Raw genomic sequence first — 19,127 nt, forward strand, 5'->3', positions numbered from 1 at the left:
CGCAGAGCGTGGGAATGATCAGGATCAGGGGCTGTAATACCCCACCGCAACCATGAAATGCCCGCTCTTGCGCACATAGGCATGCTTGTTCTCGACCTTGCCGGTCACCGGGTTTTTCCAGCGGTATTTGTATTCGCCCTGGTCCTGTTCAGCCATCATCTGGAGGATCGGCACACCCACCGGTTTGCCATCCGGGTCCTTGATCTTGGCAAAATCGGTGTTGATCAGGCGCAGGTTGGTGCCATGGGCGACGTAGCGCCGCGTGTTCAGGTCCACCACGAATACGTAGAGATCATCTTGCAGGAAGCCGCCTTGCAAGGAGTTGATCGCCTTGAGCGTGCCGGCTTCATCCTTGACCAACGCCTCCACCGCCTTGTTGCGCAGCGCCCGTGCCTGTTCCGGTGTGGCGCGCGGCAAGTAATAACCGACCGCCAGGATGCGTTCGCCCACGCGCTGATAAAACACGTGTTTATGTTCGACCTTGCCGTCATTCCAGTTCTGCCAGCGGTAGTCAGCCTGCTGGATACCCTGGTTTTCGGGCACCTTGAGCGCGTCCTTGAAGGATTGGCGCAAATCCGGTCCGAGTACCTCGGACACATCGCGACCTATGAGCGCGGAGGAGGGCCCGCCACTGGCCAGCAGTACGCCTTTTGTATCGACCACAAACACATAACGGTCCTGGTCGATGAACTCGCCCTGACGGCTGAAGGCGGCGAACGCCTTGTCACCTTGCTTGTGGTAGTACGCCAAGGCCTTTTCCAGCAGGGCCTTGGCGGCTTGGGCATCCGCTTCCTGTGCCGTGGCGGCATGCACCTGGCTGCAACACAACAGCAGCAGCCAGGTGAATCGGAGCAGTCTCTTCATTTACCCGTCCCTCGTTCTTGTTGGTGTGCCAAGAGCGTAGACGGTTGGCGGCGAATCAGAAGGGTTTGGTCGGCAGGTATTTGCCGTCCAGGGTGATGACCGCACGGGAGCCGCCGTCCGGGTCTTCGACTTTCTTGATGTCCAGTTTGAAGTTGATGGCGCTGATGATGCCGTCGCCGAATTGCTCATGCACCAGGGCCTTCAAGGTAGAGCCGTAGACTTGCAGCATTTCATAGAAACGGTACATGGTTGGGTCGGTCGGCACACCGCTCGGGAAGCTGCCGCGCAGTGGGACGCTTTGCAGCAGGCGGCTGGCGTCCTCGTCAAGGCCGAGTTTGCCGCACACGATGTCGGCCGCTTCCTTGGGCAGCGGGTGCTGGCCGAGCAGGGCTGCGGTGACGAATGCCAGGCTCAGCCCGGTGCCGTCGGTGAGGTCCTGCCACGACAGGTTTTTGCGTGCCTTGAGGTCGATAACGGTGTCGGCCAGGGCCAGGCGTGGGGTTTGAGCGAATTGGGATTGCAACATGGTGACGTCCTCTTGGGTTGATTAGGGTTCAGGCGGCGTGGGCACGGGTGCTGGGGTGGTCGAGCAGGGAGACGAAGCGCCCGGTGTGCCCGTCCAAAGCGTCAATGCCGCCGGTTTCGATGTCGTACACCCAGCCATGCAGGTTCATCCGGCCTTGTTCCAGCGCCAGGGCGACCGAAGGGTGAGTCTTGAGGTTGGCCAGTTGGGCGACCACGTTTTCGCGCACCAATGAATCCAGGCGTGCAGCGTCCGAGGCATGCGTACGGGCGGCATTGATCACCTTGGCCGACTCGGCATGGCGCAACCAGTTGGCCACGGCGGGCAGGTGGTCCAGGCATTTGCAGGTAGAAATTGCAGTCATCGCGCCGCAGTCCGAGTGCCCGCAAATCACGATGTCGCTGACGCCCAGCACCGCTACGGCATATTCGACTGTGGCCGACACACCTCCCGGCTCCGGGCCGTAGGACGGCACTATGTTGCCGGCGTTACGGATGACGAACAGGTCGCCGGGTTCCTGCTGGGTCAACAGCTCGGGGACTACGCGGCTGTCAGAGCAGGACACGAACAAGGTGCCGGGGCTTTGCGTGGTCGCCAGGTGTTTGAACAAGTCACTGCGAGGGGTAAAGGCTTCACGTTGGAATTTGCGAAAGCCGTCGATGAGATGCTGCATGGTGGTTCTCCTTGCGTCGCTGATGGGGGCAAGGATGGGAATTTTTGGCTATAGGGTCCAAGACCGGTTTATTATGCTTTCTATAAGTCATGCCTATAGTTGGAGCGCTGCCCATGCTGTTGCGTCATATCCGTTACTTGCTGGCCGTTGCCGAGCACCGCAACTTCACGCGGGCTGCAGAGGCGCTGCACGTGTCGCAGCCGACCTTGTCGCAACAGATCAAGCAACTGGAAGAAAGCCTGGGCGCGCCACTGCTGGACCGCTCCGGGCGCAGTGTCAGCCTGACCGACGCGGGGCAGGCCTATGTGCGTTATGCGCGGCTGGCCTTGCAGGATCTACAAGCCGGCACCCGCGCCATACATGACGTGCAGGACCTGCGCCGAGGGCATTTGCGCCTGGCCATGACGCCGACTTTCACCGCCTACCTGATCGGGCCATTGCTGGCGCGTTTCAACCAGCTGTATCCGGGCATCACCCTGAGCATCGAGGAACTGACCCAAGACCGTATCGAAGCCGCGCTGGGCGAGGACTTGCTGGATATCGGCATCGGCTTTACCGGCGAGCATGGGCTGGAGATCGACTGTGAGGCGCTGTTTGTCGAAGAGCTGAGCCTGGTCGTCAGTGCCAGTCACCCCGAACGCACACAACCGGCCTGGCTCGAACAGCCTCTGGTGCTACTGAACACAGGCTTCGCCACCCGCCGCTACATCGACGACTACTGCCACCAGCAAGGGGTTAAACCGCAGATTGCCGTGGAGGCCAATTCCATCAGCGCGATTATCGAAATCGTGCGCAGCACGCCCCTGGCAACCATCCTGCCCCGCGCACTGGCCGAGGCCCAGGCAGGCCTGCATGCCGTGGCGATTGCCCCACCGTTGCCGCAGCGCACCGCGGCACTGCTGAGCCGCAAGGGCGCGTATCGCAGCGCTGCGTGTGCGGCGTTTGTAGCGTTGATCAAGGCGTAGGGCCGGGCTGACGCCCCAGGATCCAAATGTGGGAGCTGGCTTGCCTGCGATGACGGCCGGACAATCAACGCCGATCTACCCGACACCCCGCATTCAAGGCGCAGCCAACCACTGCCCCACAATCCCCGCATACGCCCCCGTCGCTACACTTAAATGCAACCACTGATCTACGTAACTCTTCCAGGCCACATCATCGCGCGGCAACAAAAACGCTTTTTCACTGTACTGCATCGGTTGCTCCGGGTTGACCGCGCACAACCCAGGCTTGAGCTTCTGCTGATAACGCGCCTCGCTGGCGTCGGTAATCATCACATCGGCTTTGCCCGCCAGCAGCTCATCAAAAATCGTCACGTTGTCATGCAGGCGAATCTGCGTCTGGCCCAAGTGCGCACGGGCAAACACTTCGTTGGTGCCGCCCGCTGGTTCGATCACTCGCACCTGGGGCTGGTTGATCTGCTCCACCGTCTGGTAACGCTGCACGTCGGCGCAGCGCACCAGCGGGATCTTGCCGTCGACTCCGAGTGATTGGCTGAAGAAGGCTTTTTTCTGACGTTCCAACGACACGGAAATACCGCCCACCGCGATGTCGCAGCGTTGGGCCAGAAAGTCCGGCATCAGGGTTTTCCAGGTGGTAGGCACCCAGGTGATTTTGGCGTTCAGGCTCTTGGCGAGAGACTCGGCCATGGCAATGTCGATGCCTTCATAGCCGCCGTCGCTGCGCAGCGAGGTGTAAGGCTTGTAGTCGCCGGTGGTACACACGGTGAGGGTGCCGCGCGCAATCACGTCGTCAAGGCGAGATGCAGCGGTGTCGGCCTGGGCGACAGTGGCCAGGCTTGCCAGTACACAGAGGGCCAGAGGCGCTTTCATGGGGTCGAATCCTTGGGGCACGGTCGGGGGCTCATTATTTCCAGCACAGGGCAGGGTGGCAAGGCGCGGTGAATGTTTAGCCAAACTGCAACCAAACTCCGTCAAGCCTGAATTTACCCGCGTATCCCCGCGTGTGACGCTCAAGTCTTTCTATCACTGTGAAGCGCGCATGCACGCTTGCCCCGACATTCACACCGCGACATTGCCGTCTGCGCTTGCGTTCTGGGCTCTGTTCCATTGCCGACACGCGCGCCCGCCAGATACCTCTCTCCTACGTTGATCTACCCCATGGATGACGCGCACCTGTGCGCATCTGCCCGGCGGCGCCTGCGCGCTTGCCTGACGCAAACGTATGAGAATTCCCATGAGTGTTTTTGCCCGCCTGCATGAAGCCCAGACCTTCCTTGAACAGAACCCCGACATTGAGATGTTCGAGCTGTTTATCCTCGATAACAACGGCGTACCGCGCGGCAAGCTGCTGCACCGCGACGAACTGCTGGCGGTGTACGAAAGTGGCCGGCCTCTGCCCAGCACCATCCTCGGCCTGACTATCAATGGCGATGACGTAGAAAACTCCGGGCTGGTTTGGGAGGTGGGGGATATCGACTGCCGCGCCTATCCGATCAGCGGCAGCTTGCAGCGCATGCCATGGCGCTTGATCCCCACCGCGGCGGTGCAAGTCAGCATGCACCCCACCGAAGGCCTGCCCGCCACCGTGGCCGACCCCAGGCACCTGCTGGCCAATGTTATCGAGGCGCTCAAGGCCGACGGTTATTACCCGGTGATGGCGGCGGAGCTGGAGTTCTACCTGCTCGACCAGAAGCCCGACAGTAACGGCCGCCCGCAACCGGCGCGGGATGTGGATGGCAAGCGTCCGCGCTCGACCCAGGTGTACGGCCTGCGCGAGCTGGAGCAGATCGAGCCGTTTCTTGCCGACCTCTACAGCGCCTGCAAACTGCAAGGGATTCCGGCGCGCACGGCCATCTCCGAGTACGCGCCAGGCCAAGTGGAAATCACCCTCGAACACCGCACCGACGCGCTGCAGGCGATGGACGAAGCCGTGCGCTACAAACGCCTGGTCAAGGGCGTGGCGCACAAACATGGAATGACCGCCTGTTTCATGGCCAAGCCGTTTGACGACCTGGCCGGTACAGGCATGCACATGCACGTCAGCTTGGCCGATGCCCAGGGCAATAACCTGTTTGCCAGTGAAGCGGCCGACGGCACGCCACTGCTGCGCCAGGCCGTGGGCGGCATGCTCAGCACCTTGCTCGATTCACTGTTGATGTTCTGCCCCAACGCCAACTCTTATCGACGCTTCCAAACCAACAGCTATGCGCCGCTCGCTGCCACCTGGGGCGTGGACAACCGCACCGTCAGCCTGCGAGTGCCCGGTGGCCCGGCTCAATCCCGGCATATCGAACACCGCATCTGCGGGGCCGACGCCAACCCCTACCTGGCGGCCGCTGCGATCCTGGCCGGCATTCATCGAGGCATCCGCGAACAGCTCGACCCTGGCGCCCCGGTGCAAGGCAACGGCTACGCCCAGGCCAAGGAACTGTTGCCCACCGACTGGCTGACCACCTTGCGCGCGCTGGAAACCTCCCGCTGGGCACCGGATGCGTTCGGGCGCCAATTCCTCGGCGTTTACCTGGCGGTCAAACGTGCCGAATACCGCCAGTTCATGGGCGAGGTAGGGGAGCAGGATTGGCGCTGGTACTTGCATCAAGCGTGACCGGTTTTAGTGGGGGGCTTTCGACCTTTTTTTCACGTTGCGGCGGTTAAGCTGCGAATCAAGGTCGTTTACTACCGTTTCATTCACATGAGCCCGCGATGTCGCCACAACCTCCATCCTCCATCGAGACCGAATTCACCGAGCGCTATGACCGTGAGCATGCCAGGGGCTGTGGCGACCCGCGTCCGCCCAGGCTGTTGCAGCGCCTGTCGGCGTGGCGCGATGCGCGGTTGGTACGCCAAGCCCTGAAGGTGGCGGGGGAGCCAGGGCTTATCCTCGACCTGGCGTGCGGTTCCGGGCGCTTCTGGCCGGTGCTGGCCGAACACGTCAACCGCGTGATACTGGCCTCGGACAACTCCCAGGCGATGCTCGATCACGCGCGCACCCATCACCCCGGCGGGTTGCTCAAGCGTGTCAAAACATTCCAGGGCTCGGCGTTTTCCATTGGCCTTTCGGCGAATGCGGTGGACTGCATTTTTTGCCTGGATTTGTTTCGCCATGTGCCCGACAGTGATGCGCGACTCATGTTATTGCACGAGTTTCACCGCGTCAGCCGCGACACGGTGATTGTTGCCGTGAACGTGGGCACGCCCGTAGAGAGCGAGTTTCGGCAAGCCGGCTTCAAAATCCTCAATTACCAAGAGTTCCTGCCGGGCTCGCGGCGATGGTGCGTCTACGTTTTGCGTAAGAGAGGATAACGCCCCTTTGTCGGACTATTCTTCATCTCCTGTCGGAGTTTTCATGATGGCGTGTGCACTGCGGATGCTCGCAAGCCCCTTTCGCGATATATACTGCGCGCCATTCTTCAAGGGAGAGCCGTGTGGCCATCGATATTCACTGGATCTGCGACAACGATAGCCTCGGCCAGCATTGCGCCGAATGGCAGCAGTTGCCATTCGTCGCCCTCGACACCGAATTCATGCGGGTCGACACCTTTTACCCTATTGCCGGGCTGATCCAGATCGGTGATGGCGTGCGCGCTTACCTGATCGACCCCCTGACCATCGACAATTGGCAACCCTTGGCCGCCTTGCTGGAGAACCCAGCGGTGATCAAGGTGGTGCACGCCTGCAGTGAAGACCTGGAAGTGCTGTCGCGCCTGACCGGCAGCTTGCCGGTGCCGTTGTTCGACACCCAATTGGCAGCGGCCTACCTCAACCTCGGTTTTTCCATGGGCTACTCGCGCCTGGTGCAGGCGGTGTTGGATATCGAGTTGCCCAAGGGTGAAACCCGCTCCGACTGGCTGCAGCGGCCATTGTCGGAGACGCAGATCAGCTACGCCGCCGAAGACGCGGTGCACTTGGCCGAGGTTTACACCCTTCTGCGCCCGCAACTGTCGGATGACAAATACGCCTGGGTACTGGAAGACGGCGCCGAATTGGTGGCCAACCTGCGCCGCGAGATCGACCCCTACGAGGTGTACCGCGACGCCAAGCTGGCGTGGAAATTGTCCCGTGCCCAACTCGCGGTGTTGCGTGAACTGTGCGCCTGGCGCGAGCAGCAGGCCCGTGCTCGCGACTTGCCGCGCAACCGTATTATTCGCGAACACTCGTTGTGGCCCCTGGCCAAATCCCAGCCGGATAACCTCGCCGCCCTGGGCAAGATCGAAGACATGCACCCGCGCACCGTGCGCCAGGACGGCCAGTTTTTGCTGGACCTGATCAAACGCACCGGTAGCGTGCCCATGGACCAATGGCCGCCTGCCGTGGCTGAGCCGTTACCCGTGGACGCTGCCGCGTTGATCAAGCAACTGCGGGCCCTGGGCCAAACTTTCGCCGAGCGCCTGGACATGGCGCCGGAACTGATGCTGCGCAAGAAAACCCTCGAAGCCCTGGTTAAAAGTGGCTACCCCGATGGGCCTTACCAATTGCCAGACTCGCTGCGTGGCTGGCGCCGCGAGTTGATGGGCCAGGCGTTGCTCGACAGCCTGGCCAATGCCGGAGAACAGCCTTGAAACGTATTTGCTCCATCTACCGCAGCAAGAAAAAAGACGGCATGTACCTCTATGTGCTCAAAAGCGATGCCCTGGAGCGCGTACCCGAGCCGTTGATGGAAGCGTTCGGCAAGGCGCATCACGCCTTTGACATGGTGCTGACGCCTGAGCGCAAGCTGTCGCGCGAAGACATCACCGTGGTGCTGGAAAACCTCGACAAGCAGGGCTACCACCTACAAATGCCGCCAGCTGAGGACGAGTACATCGAGCACTTGCCCGAAGAGCTGCTGCGCCGCAACGACCCGATGTGATCGACCCGTGCCCGGCTCAGGGCACAGTTTCAATGGAATCGTATTAGAGGACGGTGGCCGTAAGGATGCGGGCGGCCGTCTGCACTGTTTTTTCAAAGGTTTGAACCATGCGTGTTCTGATTGCTGAACAGGATCATCCGCTCTACGCCCAATTGCTCAGGGACGCCGCCCCAGACCTCGAAGTGCTGACCAGCGGCGATTCGGCCGAACTCTCGCGCCTGGCCGCCGACTGTCCGGTGTGGCTGGGCCAGCCCGATCTGTTGGCGACCCTGCTGCGTCAGGGCCATCATCCGCAATGGCTGCAATCGACGTGGGCGGGCATCACGCCACTGCTGGCCGACGGCTTGCCACGCGACTATCGGCTGACCCGCGCGGTAGGCATTTTTGGCCAGGTCATGGCCGAGTTTGTCCTCACCTACATGCTGGGCCACGAGCGCGAAGTGCTGGCGCGGTTGGTCAGCCAGGTGGAGCGCAAATGGGATAACCGCATGGGTCAGAGCCTGGCGGGGCGTAAGGCGCTGATCGTCGGCACCGGTGACATTGGCCAGAGCGTGGCCGAGTTTCTACTGCCGTTCGGCGTGCAGTTATATGGCATCGCCAGCCAGGCCCGCGAGCAGGCACCGTTTATCGAAGTGGCGGGGCTCGACCAGTTGGGCCGGCTGGTGGGGGAGGTGGATTACGTGATCAACCTGCTGCCCAACACGCCTGATACCCATGACCTGTACGACGCGGCGCTGTTCAAGCAATTCAAACCCACCGGTTTATTTATCAACGTCGGACGCGGCGTGGCGGTGGTGGACGCCGACCTGGTCGAGGCGCTCAAAGAAGGGCACCTGGCCGGCGCGGTGATCGACGTGTGCCGCCAGGAGCCCTTGCCGCAACGCCATCCGTTCTGGACGGCGTGGGGTTTGCTGTTGACCGGGCACAGCTCGGCCCCGACCTCGCCGCCGATGATGGTGGCGTTGTTTGTGCAGAACCTGCGGGCGTATCAGGCCAAGCAAGCGCTGCGCGGGGAAGTGGATTTCGAGCGCGGTTACTGACAAAACGCGGAAAAAAATGTGGGAGCGGGCTTGCTCGCGAATGCAGGGGATCAGTCAACACATTGGGTGGCTGCCACACCGCATTCGCGAGCAAGCCCGCTCCCACATTGAGTGTATGCAAGTCTTAGAGACTGAAGTCACCCTCGGACACCAGCTCGCTCAACGGCTTGCGCGGGCTCGGCATTTCGCGCCCTTGCAGGTACTCCGGCAAACTCGACTTGTCGCCCAGCTTGCCCACCGCCACGGCCGCATGCATCGCATAACCCTGGGGAATCTTCAGCTCCTTGCGGGTCAGTTCCTGATCGAAGCCGGCCATGCCGTGGGTGTGCCAGCCACTGAGGCTGGCTTGCAGCGCCAGGTGGCCCCAGGCCGAGCCGGTGTCGAAGGTGTGCCACAGCGCCGGGGTTTCTTCTGTGGCGCCGGGGGCGATGAAGTCGGTTTTCGACGCGATAATGACCAGAGCCGACGCATGCTGCGCCCAATTGCGGTTGAATTCATTCAGCAGGCCCAGGAAACGCTCCCAATCCGGCGTGTCACGGCGCGCGTACAGAAACCGCCACGGCTGCGAGTTGTAGGCCGAAGGTGCCCAGCGTGCCGCTTCGAAGAAACTCAGCAGCGTCTCCTGCGGGATGCTCTCACCGGTAAAGGCGCGGGGCGACCAGCGCTCGGTAAATTGGGTGTGGATCGGATAATCGGCAACGCGGGGGTTATTGCTCATGGACAGACCCTGATGAAAAAACCGGGATTCAAAACTACTGCGCCCACCCAGGCCTGACAAGTCTTGCAACACCGTCAGTCGTAAGCGCTTGGCCCCAACGGGCTTGGGCACTAGACTGGCGGCCTTTTCACCTTCCGATACTGATGCAGAGCCATGGCCGCCAAAGTCGAACCTTTCTGGATACGCAAAACCCTTGAGCACCTCGACCAAGAGGAGTGGGAGTCCTTGTGCGACGGCTGTGGCCTGTGCTGCCTGCAAAAGCTCGAGGATGAGGACGACAACAGCGTCTATTACACGCGTATCGCCTGCAAACTGCTCGACCTGAAAACCTGCCAGTGCACCGATTACCCCAACCGCCGTGCCTCGGTGCCTGATTGCATCCAGCTCACGCCGGGCCAGGCCGACCAATTCAAATGGTTGCCACCGACCTGCGGTTACCGCCTGGTCAGCGAGCGCAAGGACTTGCCGCTGTGGCATCACCTGGTCTGCGGCGACCGTGACGCGGTGCACCACGAACGCATTTCCCAGTCCGGGCGCATGCTCAGCGAAGGCAGCGTGCCCGAGGACGACTGGGAGGATTACCTGATTTTCCGCGCGGGTTGAACGAGGAGTGTGTATGAAGGTGGCCGCCAAGTGGGCAGCGGGCCTGGTCGTGCTGGCGCTGAGCGGGCCGGGCTGGTGCGCGAAGAAAGTCGACCTGGATTACCACGTCAAGCTGTTGCCCCAAAGCCAGCAGGCCGAGGTGCGCGTCAGCCTGTCCCAAGGCGCGGCGGTGCGCAGCCTGAACTTCGACCTGGGCCGCGACGGTGACTACAGCGACTTCAAGGCCGATGGCCAGTGGCAAATCACTGGCAACCGTGGCCTGTGGCAACCCAGTGCCGACAAGGCCAGCCTGACCTACCGCGTGCGCCTGGCCCATGCGCGCAAGCCCGGCGTGTATGACACACGCATCACGCCCGGCTGGGCGTTACTGCGCGGCGAAGACCTGGTGCCGGCCGCCCGTCTCGACCAGCAAGACGGCGTCGAACTGGTCTCACGCCTGATGTTTGAACTGCCGACGGGTTGGAAGAGCGTCGAAACCGCCTGGCCGCGCATCGGCCAGAACAAATTCCGCATCGACAACGTGTCCCGCCTGTTCGACCGCCCCACCGGCTGGATGCTGGCGGGCAACCTCGGCAGCCGCCGCCTGCGCCTGGGTGATACCGACGTCACCGTGGCCTCGCCCAAGGGCCAGGGGATGCGCCGCATGGACGTGCTGACGTTACTGACGTTTGTCTGGCCCCAGGTGGAGGCCGCGTTCCCGCGCCATCCTGGCAAACTGTTGATTGTCGGTGCCAGTGACCCGATGCGGCGGGGCGCTTATTCGTTACGCGATTCGATCTACCTCAACAGCCGCACGCCGCTGGTTGGCGAAAATGGCAGCAGCCCGTTGCTGCGCGAAGTGGTGCAGGCCATCGGGCGCTTTAATGACCACGACAGCAGTGACTGGATCAGCGAGGGCTTGGGCGAGTACTACGCAATCGAGTTGATGCGGCGTGCCGGCGGTATTACCGATGAGCGCTATGCGGCGATCCAGGCACGGCTGACCAAAGAAGGCAAAGACGTCAGCACCCTCAAAGGCGAGCACGTCAACGGCGCGACGCTGGCGCGTTCGGTGGTGGTATTGCAGGAACTGGACCGTGAGATCCGCGTGAAGACCCACAACAAGCGCTCCCTGGACGATCTGGCGCAGGCAGTGATGCGGGTGAACAGCATCAACACCAAAGAGTTCGTGCAGTTGGCCGAGAGTGTGATGGGTGAGTCTTCGGTGGTACTGGACTCCAAATTACTGCGCTGAGCAACAAAACTGTGGGAGCAAGCCAGCTCCCACATTTTAGATCTTCACAGTCTTGAAGACAGGGATCAGGCTTTAGGTTTCACCGCCTTTTCAGCCGCCACTTCAGCCTTGGTCTTCAGGTTCTTCAACTCTTCCCCGGCGCGCTCGATTTTCGTGCGCACGCTGTTCATTTCCTGGCGGCCCTGTTCCAGTTTGTCCTTGAGCGAACTGTGCCCGGTAAAGCCACGGGCCAGTGCCACGCCACCAATCGCCACCTGGATCAAGCCGAAAATCCCACCACGGCGCAAGCCTTTACCCACCATCATTACCCCGCCGGCCACCGAGCCGATGCGCTCCCAGCCATGCACGTTCTGGGTGGGTTGAGGCTTCAACGGTGTGGCTTCGATGATAGGTCGCAAGGTTTTGCTGTCGCTCATGATCAGTCTCCAACAAGGGCAAGTGTTACTAGCTGACTGCGCGCATGTGCCGGATGTTCCCGCAATGTCAGTACTTGGGGCCCGAACGGGTGTTGTTGCCCTTGGCCAGGCGGTCATAGAGCACCACGTTGACCGTGGCCGCCAGGTTCATGCAGCCGGTGGTGGGGATGTACACCACGTCCTCGCACCAATCGCGGATCTCTTTGTCCAGGGAGCCGTCTTCGGGGCCGAAGATATACAGCGCGCGGTCGGGGTGGGTGTATTCAGGCAACGGGCGGGCGCCGTCGACCAATTCCACGGCGACCGGGATGCAGCCTAAGGGCAGGATCTTTTTCAGATCGTCGATGCCGATCAGCGGGATATCGTGGTGCACCTTCTTGGTGTCGGTGATGAAATCCCTGGCGCGCTCGTAACGCACGCCGGTGTAGAACACCGAGGCCACGCCGTAACAGCCGGCGGCACGCATCACCGAGCCGACGTTTTCGGGGGATTTGGGGTTGTACAGACCGATGCAACTGTAGCGTTTATTGCCCACGGGGAAGGGTGCCTTGAGAAAAACGGCGATTATACGGCCTGGGGGGATGCAGTGCTTGGACGATCGTCATCGCGGGCAAGCCCGGCTCCCACCGGGAAATGCATTCCTACTGTGGGAGCTGGCTTGCCTGGGATGAGGCCGGAACAGGCAAAGAAAAGCTTCAGTCGTCCTTCTTCATCAACCCCGCCAACGCCGCAAACGGGTTGTGCGTCGCCTTGGCAATGCTCGGGCTGCTGGTGGAGCCTTCGCCGAAGTACTGCTGGTCGGTGTAGCGCGAGTGTTCGTTGTCGTGGCAGTACAGGCACAGCAACTCCCAGTTGGAACCGTCCTGGGGGTTGTCATCATGGTTGTGGTTGCGGTGGTGAACGGTCAGTTCACTCAAGCGCTTGCCGGCAAATTCACGGGCGCAGCGGCCACACACGTGGGGGTACATCTTCAAGGCTTTATCGCGGTAGCCCATTTCGCGGTCGCGCTGGGCATCGGCAAGGATGCGGTCCAGCTTGGCGGTGTGGGAGGGCGGGTTGTTCGAGCTCATCATGGCTCCTGGCTATTATTGGGCGGTTCACGGACAAGGTTGATTCTAGCTGCTCCCACAGGGGATTGGCGCGATTGAATCAACCGCGATCAGCCCTTGAGCTTCTCTGCAATCCAGATGGTATGCCGCGTACCCTTGTTGCCATGGGCAAATACTTGCACTTCTTCGGCCTTGAAGCCGGCCTTGCGCAGTTTGTCACTGAACAGCTTGTCGGCGCTGGCCGACCACACGGCCAGCACGCCCTTGGGGCGCAGGGCCTTGGCACACGCGGCCAGGCCACTGGCCGAGTACAACCAACTGTTAGCTTTTTGCGTGAGCCCTTCAGGGCCGTTGTCGACGTCGAGCATGATCGCGTCAAAGCCTTGGGGCTCGGCCTGCAGTACCTTGGCCACGTCTTCCTGGCGGACCACGGTGCGCGGGTCCAGCAGCGGGCGTCCGGATTTCTCCCCCAGCGGCCCTCGGTTCCACTCCACGACGCCGGGCACCAGTTCGGCCACCACCACTTCGGCGCTCTTGCCCAAATGCTTGAGCGCCGCGGCCAGGGTAAAGCCCATGCCCAGGCCGCCGATCAGCACCCGAGAACCCGGGCGCCCGGCCACTTTGCGGCAGGGAATCTCCGCCAGGGCATCTTCGGAGCCGTGCATGCGCGTGTTCATCAACTGGCCACCGTCACCGCCCTGGATCTTGATGACAAAGTCCTCGCCGTATTCGAACAGGCACAAGGCGCCGCCGTTGTCGGGGATTGGGGTGGTGTCCAGCAGAACGAAACGTTTCATGGAAATCTCATTGGGAAGGGCATTCTTGCGCGGTTGGGAGTAGCCTTAGGGCATTCCGGTCAGGCCATGGAGCCATCGATGAAGTGCAGCATTCTAACGGTCATTGTGTTGAGCGCGCTCGCATTGGGTACCGCGCAGGCTCAGGAGTTACAAACCGTACCGGTCGCGCCCGCGCCAACCCCAGGCGCGCCGGGCACGCCAACGCCCACGTTGTACCCGCAAGTCACGCCGCCCGTTGCGCCCAAGACCCATAATGGCTCGCCACCGCTGGCGCCCATCGTGCTGCCGGCGCCGCCCAAGGACCAGACGGTCCCTGGCCTGCAGCAAAACGACAGCAAGCCGAAAACGCCGGGCGGTTAGACCAGACCGAGGGCCTTGAACACAAAGGCATATTCGAGGGCCACGTCACGTAAGCCCTGATAGCGCCCGCTCATGCCGCCATGGCCGGCACCCAGCTCGGTCTTGAGCAGCAGCAGGTTGTCGTCTGTCTTGGTATCCCGCAGCTTGGCCACCCACTTGGCGGCTTCCCAGTACTGCACGCGGCTGTCGTTATAGCCGGCGATCACCAGCGTGGCCGGGTAAGCCTGGGCACGGACGTTCTCGTAGGGCGCGTAGGCCTTGATGCGCGCGTACACTTCGGGGTCCTCGGGGTTGCCCCATTCGTCGTACTCGGTGATGGTCAGCGGCAGTTCCGGATCGAGCATGGTATTGAGCACATCGACGAACGGCACTTCCGCAATCGCCGCCTGGAACAATTCCGGACGCTGGTTGAGCACCGCGCCGATCAGCAGGCCGCCGGCACTGCCGCCGCTGATCGCCAGTTGCGGGGAGGTGGTCAGGCCCTCGGCGATCAAATGCTCGGCGCAGGCGATAAAGTCGCTGAAGGTGTTCTGCTTGTGTTCCTGCTTGCCGTTGCGATACCAGGCCTCACCCAGCTCACCGCCGCCACGCACATGGGCGATGGCAAACGCCACCCCGCGGTCGAGCAAGCTCAGGCGCGCATGGGAGAACCACGGGTCCAGGCTTGAGCCGTAGGCACCGTAGCCATACAGGTACAGGGGCGTCGGCTTGCCGAGCTGGTCACGCTTGACCACCAGGCTGATGGGTACCTGGGTGCCATCGGCAGAAGTGGCCCACAGGCGTTGGCTGACGTAATCGTCGGCGTTGAAGACGCCCAGCACCGGGGTTTCCTTGAGCACGACCTGCGCGCCTGTCGCCAGCTCGAGCTGGCGCACTTGGGCCGGGCGATTCAAGGCCTCATAGCGCAGGCGGATCTTGTCGCTGGGAAACTCGAGACTGTTCTGTACGTAGAGGCTGTAGGCGGCGTCAGGCAATTGCACCCGATAGGCCGGCACGTTCTCGGGGTGTACTTCGATAACCGGCAGGCCACCAATGCGCAGGCTCAAGGTCATGGCGTTGGCGTTCAGGCTCACGCCGTCGAGCATGACCTCGTCGCTGTGGGGGATCAGGTTCTGCCAGTCGGCTTCGGTGGGCGGCGTGCCGGTGTCGGCGGCCACGTACAGCGCATGGTTGATGCCGTCGCGGTTGCTGCGGATAAACCAGGTCCACTGGCCATTGCGCTTGCCGTGGTCGACGTCGTATTCGTGGTCTTCGACCCGTGGCGCCAGGCAGGTGAAGGCCAGGTGCGGTTGCTCGGCGTCCAGCGCCCAGACTTCGCTGGTGGTCTTGCTGCCCAGGGCCAGCAACAGTTGGCGCTCGGAGCTTGAGCGGTAGCAATGCAGGAAAAAACGGCCGTCGGGCTCGTGGAACACTTCCTGCGCGGCGGTGCCGTCCAGGCGATAGCGATACAGTTTGTGCGGGCGATGGGTGTCGTCCAGCTCACCGAAAAACAGGGTCAGGCTGTCATTGGCCCAGGTCATGCTGCCATCGCAGTTTTCGAACGCCAGTTCGCTGACCTTGTCGGTCGCCAATTCCTTCACGAACAGGGTGTAAATCTCTTCGCCGCTGGTATCGAGGCTATAGGCCAGGCGTTGGTGATCGGGGCTGATGCTGAACGCGCCCAGGGAAAAAAAGCCGCCATTGGCCAAGACGTTCGGGTCCAGCAACAGTTCTTCGCTGCTGGCGTCCACCTGGTTGCTGTCATCGGCCGGGCGGCGGCAGCGGTAGTGGCGGGCGTACTCGTCACCGGCGGTGGTGCGGGTGTAATACAAATACGGGCCCCAAGGGGAGGGCAGGGACAGGTCGGTTTCCAGAATGCGGCCCTTGATCTCGTCGAACAGGGTCTCGCGCAACGCCTGCTGATCGGCGAGTTGGGCTTCCTGCCAGTCGTTTTCGGCCTTGAGGTAGTCGAGCACCTCAGGGTTGTCGCGTTCTTGCAGCCAGGCGTACGGGTCTGGGCCTGGGGCCTTGCGGGCAATCGGTGCGGTGGAAATAGGCATGGATAATTCCCTATCTGGCAGACGGTGGCAGGCATTGCAGCCGCGACACGCAAAAGCCGTTATCATAGCCGCCTGTTTGCCAACCTTGCCATGGACACCATGACCGAGAACGACTATCTGACCGCTTGGGGCCTTTACGCCTTCGCCGCTTTGGGCTGCCTGTTGGTGTGGTGGCGCATGACCCGCTGGATCTGGCGCTGGCTGCGCGAGCCCCTGCAATTGCTGATGGCGGTGTTGCTGCTCAGCCCGACCATTGTCGACCCGGTCAAGACCCAGTTTGCGCCGGCCGTGGCCATTACTGCCCTGGACTTGGTGCTCAAGGTCGGCAACAACGCCTGGCGCGCCATTTCCGACCTGTTCATGTACACGATGATCGTGTTTGCCCTGTACATCGTGTTTGTGCTGATCCGCTGGCCCATCGAACGCGCCGCCAACGCTCGCCGTGAGCGCAAGGCGGCTGCGGATGCCGCCTTGGCCGCCGAACCGGAAGACGACGAACCGTTCCGTCGCCCGGCGCCTGCCGGTGGTATGCGGGTCGAACCGCGCCTTTAACGTTGTTTGCCCTGCAGCGAGAGCCCTGGCATGTGTGAATTATTGGGCATGAGTGCCAACGTCCCCACCGATATCGTGTTCAGCTTTACCGGGCTGATGCAGCGCGGTGGGCGCACTGGCCCGCATCGCGACGGTTGGGGCATTGCTTTCTATGAAGGCCGCGGCCTGCGCCTGTTCCAGGACCCGGCTGCCAGTAGCGAGTCGGAAGTCGCGTTGCTGGTGCAGCGTTACCCCATCAAGAGCGAAGTGGTGATCGGCCATATTCGCCAAGCGAATGTGGGCAAGGTCAGCCTGGCCAATACCCATCCGTTCGTGCGCGAGCTGTGGGGGCGTAACTGGTGTTTTGCCCACAACGGCCAACTGGCAGACTTCGATCCCCGCGCCACCTTCTACCGCCCGGTGGGCGATACCGACAGCGAAGCGGCGTTCTGCGACTTGCTCAACCGTGTGCGCGAAGCCTTCCCCGAGCCGGTGGACATCGAGCAGGTGCTGCCCGACCTGATCGCCGCCTGCGCCGAATACCGCAGCAAGGGGGTGTTCAACTGCCTGCTCAGCGACGGCGACTGGCTGTTCTGCTATTGCTCGACCAAGCTGGCACAGATCACCCGGCGGGCGCCTTTTGGCCCGGCGCGCTTGAAAGATGTCGACGTGATCGTCGATTTTCAGGCCGAAACCACCCCCAATGATGTGGTAACGGTGATCGCCACCGAACCGTTGACCGACAACGAAAACTGGACCCGCTACGAGCCGGGCCAATGGAGCCTGTGGCGACGCGGTGAATGTGTCAGCCAGGGCGTTACCAAGTAAGGAATCGAGCATGTTGCTTAGCTATCTGCGGTTGGTGCTGTTTGCCGTTGGCTTGTTGGTCGGCGTGCAGGTGCCGGGGTTTATCAATGACTACGCCAAGCGCGTCGAAGCCCACTTGATTGAGGCCCAGACCGGCTTGCGCGGTTTCGAGTCCACGGCGCAGCAGTTCTTCAACGGTGATATGCAAGCCTTGGTGGCGCATTACCGCGCCAGCGATGACCCGGTGTTCCAGAGCGACGCCAGCAGCCTGGGCGCCATGCTCGACCGCCAGCTCGAGCTGGACAAGCAATTCCAGGCCATGCAGGGTCCGTGGTACATCCGCGCCCTGCAAGTGGCCGTGGCTGCCGACCCGGATATCCGTTCGGAGACCTGGAATGGCTACAGCTACCAGATCTTGCTGACGCCCGAAGCCATGGGCTGGGGCCTGGGCGGGGCGATGCTGTTGTCGTTCGGCATCGAGTGCCTGTACCGCTTGATCGACTGGGTGGTGCTGGGTGGCCGGCGTTTGCGTCAGAGCCGGCCCATCGAAGAACGGGACCTCAAGGGCCTCTAACGACCCACTGATCGTTCCCACGCTCCGCGTGGGAATGCTTTTTCTGACGCTCCGCGTCGCGCGTGAGGGCGCAGAGCGCCCTGTGCTGCATTCCCACGCAGAGCGTGGGAACGATCAGTCGGGTTTATTCAGTTGCATGCGTTCTGCACCTACTTGCTCGGCATAGCGGGCAACGACTTTCTGGCACAACCCCACAATCTCCTCCACCAACTCCACCCCCACACGCCACGACACCACCACCTGCAAGTTCGGCAGACGCTGGGCCATGGGCAGCATGACCAATTCCCCTCGCTCCAGTTCTTCGCTCACCAGCACCGGTGGCAGCGCGCCGATGCCGAAGCCATCGCGCAGCAACCGGGTGATCGCCGACACCGAGTTCACGCAGTTCATGCGCGGTGCGGCCACGCCATTGGCCTGCATCAAACTCAATACGTCCTGATGCGGGTGGGAGTTTTTCGAGCAAGTGATGATGCGCTCCTGGGCCAGCTCGGCGAGGGAGGCGTAGTCACGGTTGTAAATCGACTGGCTGGCCACGATCCAGGCCATGGGGTGGCTGGCCAGTTCCAGGCTGCGCACGGTTTCCAGGCGCAGCAGGTCGGTTTGCAGGATCAGGTCGAGGAAACCTTTTTGCAGTTGATCGCTGAGGTTCAGCGCAGTGTCGGCGACCAGCTCGATTTCCACCAGTGGGTACAGCTTCATCAGCTCAGCAACCAGCGGGCTTAGCCAGGTGTGGATCACCGTGTCCATTGCGCCGATCCGAATGCGCCCAACCTTGCTGCTGGTGGTCTCCAGGGACTGCTTCAAGCCCTGCATGGTCACCATCATCTGCTCGGCATAGTCGAGCACTTTCAAACCTTCCGGGGTCAGGCTCACGCCACGCGAATCACGCAGGAAAAGTTTCACCCCCAGCTCGCTTTCCAGCACCGCGATGCGGCTGGAGATCGAGGCCTGGGTGGTGAACAGCTTCTCGGCCGTGAGCCGGAAGCTCTTGAGCTTGGCCACCCAGACGAAGGTTTCGAGGAACTTCAAATTCATGGGATCAACTTTTTCTTATGCATGGATCGGTTTTTATTAGTTGGACGTCGCAC

At 61.9% G+C, this 19,127-nt stretch carries 23 protein-coding genes; 12 read left to right on the top strand and 11 right to left on the bottom strand.

Annotated elements, in window-relative coordinates:
• Positions 1 to 24: 24 nt before the first annotated feature.
• The 3 genes from AB9N64_RS25855 to AB9N64_RS25865 are packed head-to-tail and all read right to left on the bottom strand — an operon-like array spanning position 25 to position 2,060.
• Positions 25 to 864: a cache domain-containing protein gene (locus tag AB9N64_RS25855; protein ID WP_014717474.1), complete on the bottom strand. Its 840-nt coding sequence runs from the start codon at positions 862 to 864 to the stop codon at positions 25 to 27.
• Between the two features lie 55 nt (positions 865 to 919).
• Positions 920 to 1,390 (bottom strand): cyanase, encoded by a 471-nt coding sequence (gene cynS / locus AB9N64_RS25860; RefSeq protein ID WP_014717475.1) that lies wholly within the window; start codon positions 1,388 to 1,390, stop codon positions 920 to 922.
• A gap of 28 nt (positions 1,391 to 1,418) precedes the next feature.
• Complete coding sequence (locus AB9N64_RS25865; RefSeq protein ID WP_019818265.1) at positions 1,419 to 2,060, bottom strand: carbonic anhydrase; 642 nt, start codon at positions 2,058 to 2,060, stop codon at positions 1,419 to 1,421.
• Between the two features lie 113 nt (positions 2,061 to 2,173).
• On the opposite strand from AB9N64_RS25865, the gene cynR reads away from it, so the two are divergent.
• Positions 2,174 to 3,025: a transcriptional regulator CynR gene (gene cynR, locus AB9N64_RS25870; protein ID WP_038449450.1), complete on the top strand. Its 852-nt coding sequence runs from the start codon at positions 2,174 to 2,176 to the stop codon at positions 3,023 to 3,025.
• A gap of 93 nt (positions 3,026 to 3,118) precedes the next feature.
• Here cynR and AB9N64_RS25875 read toward each other — a convergent pair whose 3' ends face one another.
• Entirely contained in the window at positions 3,119 to 3,892 is a 774-nt protein-coding gene (locus tag AB9N64_RS25875) for a transporter substrate-binding domain-containing protein (RefSeq protein WP_014717478.1), read from the bottom strand.
• A 364-nt stretch (positions 3,893 to 4,256) separates the two neighbouring features.
• Here AB9N64_RS25875 and AB9N64_RS25880 point away from each other — a divergent pair, with 364 nt between their 5' ends.
• The 5 genes from AB9N64_RS25880 (at position 4,257) to AB9N64_RS25900 (ending at position 8,911) form a co-directional block, all read left to right on the top strand.
• Positions 4,257 to 5,627 carry a glutamine synthetase family protein gene (locus AB9N64_RS25880; RefSeq protein WP_014717479.1) on the top strand — a complete coding sequence of 457 codons (1,371 nt, stop codon included), beginning with the start codon at positions 4,257 to 4,259 and terminating at the stop codon, positions 5,625 to 5,627.
• A gap of 98 nt (positions 5,628 to 5,725) precedes the next feature.
• On the top strand, positions 5,726 to 6,325 hold the full coding sequence (locus tag AB9N64_RS25885) for a class I SAM-dependent methyltransferase (RefSeq protein ID WP_014717480.1): 600 nt from the start codon (positions 5,726 to 5,728) through the stop codon (positions 6,323 to 6,325).
• Positions 6,326 to 6,447: 122 nt separating this feature from the next.
• Positions 6,448 to 7,581, top strand: coding sequence for a ribonuclease D (gene rnd / locus AB9N64_RS25890; protein WP_201915475.1), 1,134 nt, complete (start codon positions 6,448 to 6,450; stop codon positions 7,579 to 7,581).
• Positions 7,578 to 7,871, top strand: a complete 294-nt coding sequence (locus tag AB9N64_RS25895) for a YcgL domain-containing protein (protein WP_014717482.1) — start codon at positions 7,578 to 7,580, stop codon at positions 7,869 to 7,871. The genes rnd and AB9N64_RS25895 overlap by 4 nt, the downstream gene beginning before the upstream one ends.
• A gap of 107 nt (positions 7,872 to 7,978) precedes the next feature.
• A complete protein-coding gene (locus AB9N64_RS25900; RefSeq protein WP_019818262.1) occupies positions 7,979 to 8,911 on the top strand; it encodes a D-2-hydroxyacid dehydrogenase in 933 nt (310 codons plus the stop codon).
• 124 nt (positions 8,912 to 9,035) lie between these two features.
• Here the strand turns inward: AB9N64_RS25900 and AB9N64_RS25905 are convergent, their stop codons facing one another.
• Positions 9,036 to 9,629: a nitroreductase family protein gene (locus AB9N64_RS25905; protein WP_371359771.1), complete on the bottom strand. Its 594-nt coding sequence runs from the start codon at positions 9,627 to 9,629 to the stop codon at positions 9,036 to 9,038.
• A 153-nt stretch (positions 9,630 to 9,782) separates the two neighbouring features.
• Here AB9N64_RS25905 and AB9N64_RS25910 point away from each other — a divergent pair, with 153 nt between their 5' ends.
• Together AB9N64_RS25910 and AB9N64_RS25915 are read left to right on the top strand one after the other, a co-directional pair.
• Positions 9,783 to 10,232: a YcgN family cysteine cluster protein gene (locus AB9N64_RS25910; RefSeq protein ID WP_003172524.1), complete on the top strand. Its 450-nt coding sequence runs from the start codon at positions 9,783 to 9,785 to the stop codon at positions 10,230 to 10,232.
• 13 nt (positions 10,233 to 10,245) lie between these two features.
• Positions 10,246 to 11,466 (top strand): hypothetical protein, encoded by a 1,221-nt coding sequence (locus tag AB9N64_RS25915; RefSeq protein WP_019818261.1) that lies wholly within the window; start codon positions 10,246 to 10,248, stop codon positions 11,464 to 11,466.
• A gap of 65 nt (positions 11,467 to 11,531) precedes the next feature.
• Here the strand turns inward: AB9N64_RS25915 and AB9N64_RS25920 are convergent, their stop codons facing one another.
• The 4 genes from AB9N64_RS25920 to AB9N64_RS25935 form a co-directional block, all read right to left on the bottom strand.
• The gene (locus AB9N64_RS25920; RefSeq protein ID WP_019818260.1) at positions 11,532 to 11,882 is read right to left on the bottom strand and encodes a DUF2892 domain-containing protein; all 351 of its coding nucleotides are present in this window, start codon (positions 11,880 to 11,882) and stop codon (positions 11,532 to 11,534) included.
• Positions 11,883 to 11,949: 67 nt separating this feature from the next.
• Positions 11,950 to 12,417: an RNA methyltransferase gene (locus AB9N64_RS25925; RefSeq protein ID WP_014717486.1), complete on the bottom strand. Its 468-nt coding sequence runs from the start codon at positions 12,415 to 12,417 to the stop codon at positions 11,950 to 11,952.
• Between the two features lie 160 nt (positions 12,418 to 12,577).
• Positions 12,578 to 12,952, bottom strand: coding sequence for a YajD family HNH nuclease (locus AB9N64_RS25930; protein WP_014717487.1), 375 nt, complete (start codon positions 12,950 to 12,952; stop codon positions 12,578 to 12,580).
• A gap of 89 nt (positions 12,953 to 13,041) precedes the next feature.
• On the bottom strand, positions 13,042 to 13,728 hold the full coding sequence (locus tag AB9N64_RS25935) for a spermidine synthase (RefSeq protein WP_003189610.1): 687 nt from the start codon (positions 13,726 to 13,728) through the stop codon (positions 13,042 to 13,044).
• 78 nt (positions 13,729 to 13,806) lie between these two features.
• Between AB9N64_RS25935 and AB9N64_RS25940 the strand changes: the two genes are divergently transcribed.
• Complete coding sequence (locus AB9N64_RS25940; protein WP_014717488.1) at positions 13,807 to 14,088, top strand: hypothetical protein; 282 nt, start codon at positions 13,807 to 13,809, stop codon at positions 14,086 to 14,088.
• Here AB9N64_RS25940 and AB9N64_RS25945 read toward each other — a convergent pair.
• Complete coding sequence (locus AB9N64_RS25945; RefSeq protein WP_371359772.1) at positions 14,085 to 16,127, bottom strand: S9 family peptidase; 2,043 nt, start codon at positions 16,125 to 16,127, stop codon at positions 14,085 to 14,087. The two genes, AB9N64_RS25940 and AB9N64_RS25945, sit on opposite strands and share 4 nt — an antisense overlap.
• Positions 16,128 to 16,151: 24 nt before the next feature.
• On the opposite strand from AB9N64_RS25945, the gene AB9N64_RS25950 reads away from it, so the two are divergent.
• Genes AB9N64_RS25950 through AB9N64_RS25960 form a run of 3 tightly spaced genes read left to right on the top strand, consistent with a single transcriptional unit; the run spans position 16,152 to position 18,039 of the window.
• A complete protein-coding gene (locus AB9N64_RS25950; RefSeq protein ID WP_019818257.1) occupies positions 16,152 to 16,679 on the top strand; it encodes a hypothetical protein in 528 nt (175 codons plus the stop codon).
• 30 nt (positions 16,680 to 16,709) lie between these two features.
• Positions 16,710 to 17,486 (top strand): class II glutamine amidotransferase, encoded by a 777-nt coding sequence (locus AB9N64_RS25955; RefSeq protein WP_014717491.1) that lies wholly within the window; start codon positions 16,710 to 16,712, stop codon positions 17,484 to 17,486.
• A gap of 10 nt (positions 17,487 to 17,496) precedes the next feature.
• A complete protein-coding gene (locus AB9N64_RS25960; protein ID WP_014717492.1) occupies positions 17,497 to 18,039 on the top strand; it encodes a DUF2937 family protein in 543 nt (180 codons plus the stop codon).
• Between the two features lie 114 nt (positions 18,040 to 18,153).
• Here the strand turns inward: AB9N64_RS25960 and AB9N64_RS25965 are convergent, their stop codons facing one another.
• On the bottom strand, positions 18,154 to 19,074 hold the full coding sequence (locus AB9N64_RS25965; protein WP_371359773.1) for a LysR family transcriptional regulator: 921 nt from the start codon (positions 19,072 to 19,074) through the stop codon (positions 18,154 to 18,156).
• Between the last annotated feature and the right edge of the window lie 53 nt (positions 19,075 to 19,127).

The sequence above is a fragment of the Pseudomonas sp. KT_2_4 genome (genome assembly GCF_041410225.1).
Classification (GTDB): Bacteria; Pseudomonadota; Gammaproteobacteria; order Pseudomonadales; family Pseudomonadaceae; genus Aquipseudomonas; species Aquipseudomonas paracarnis.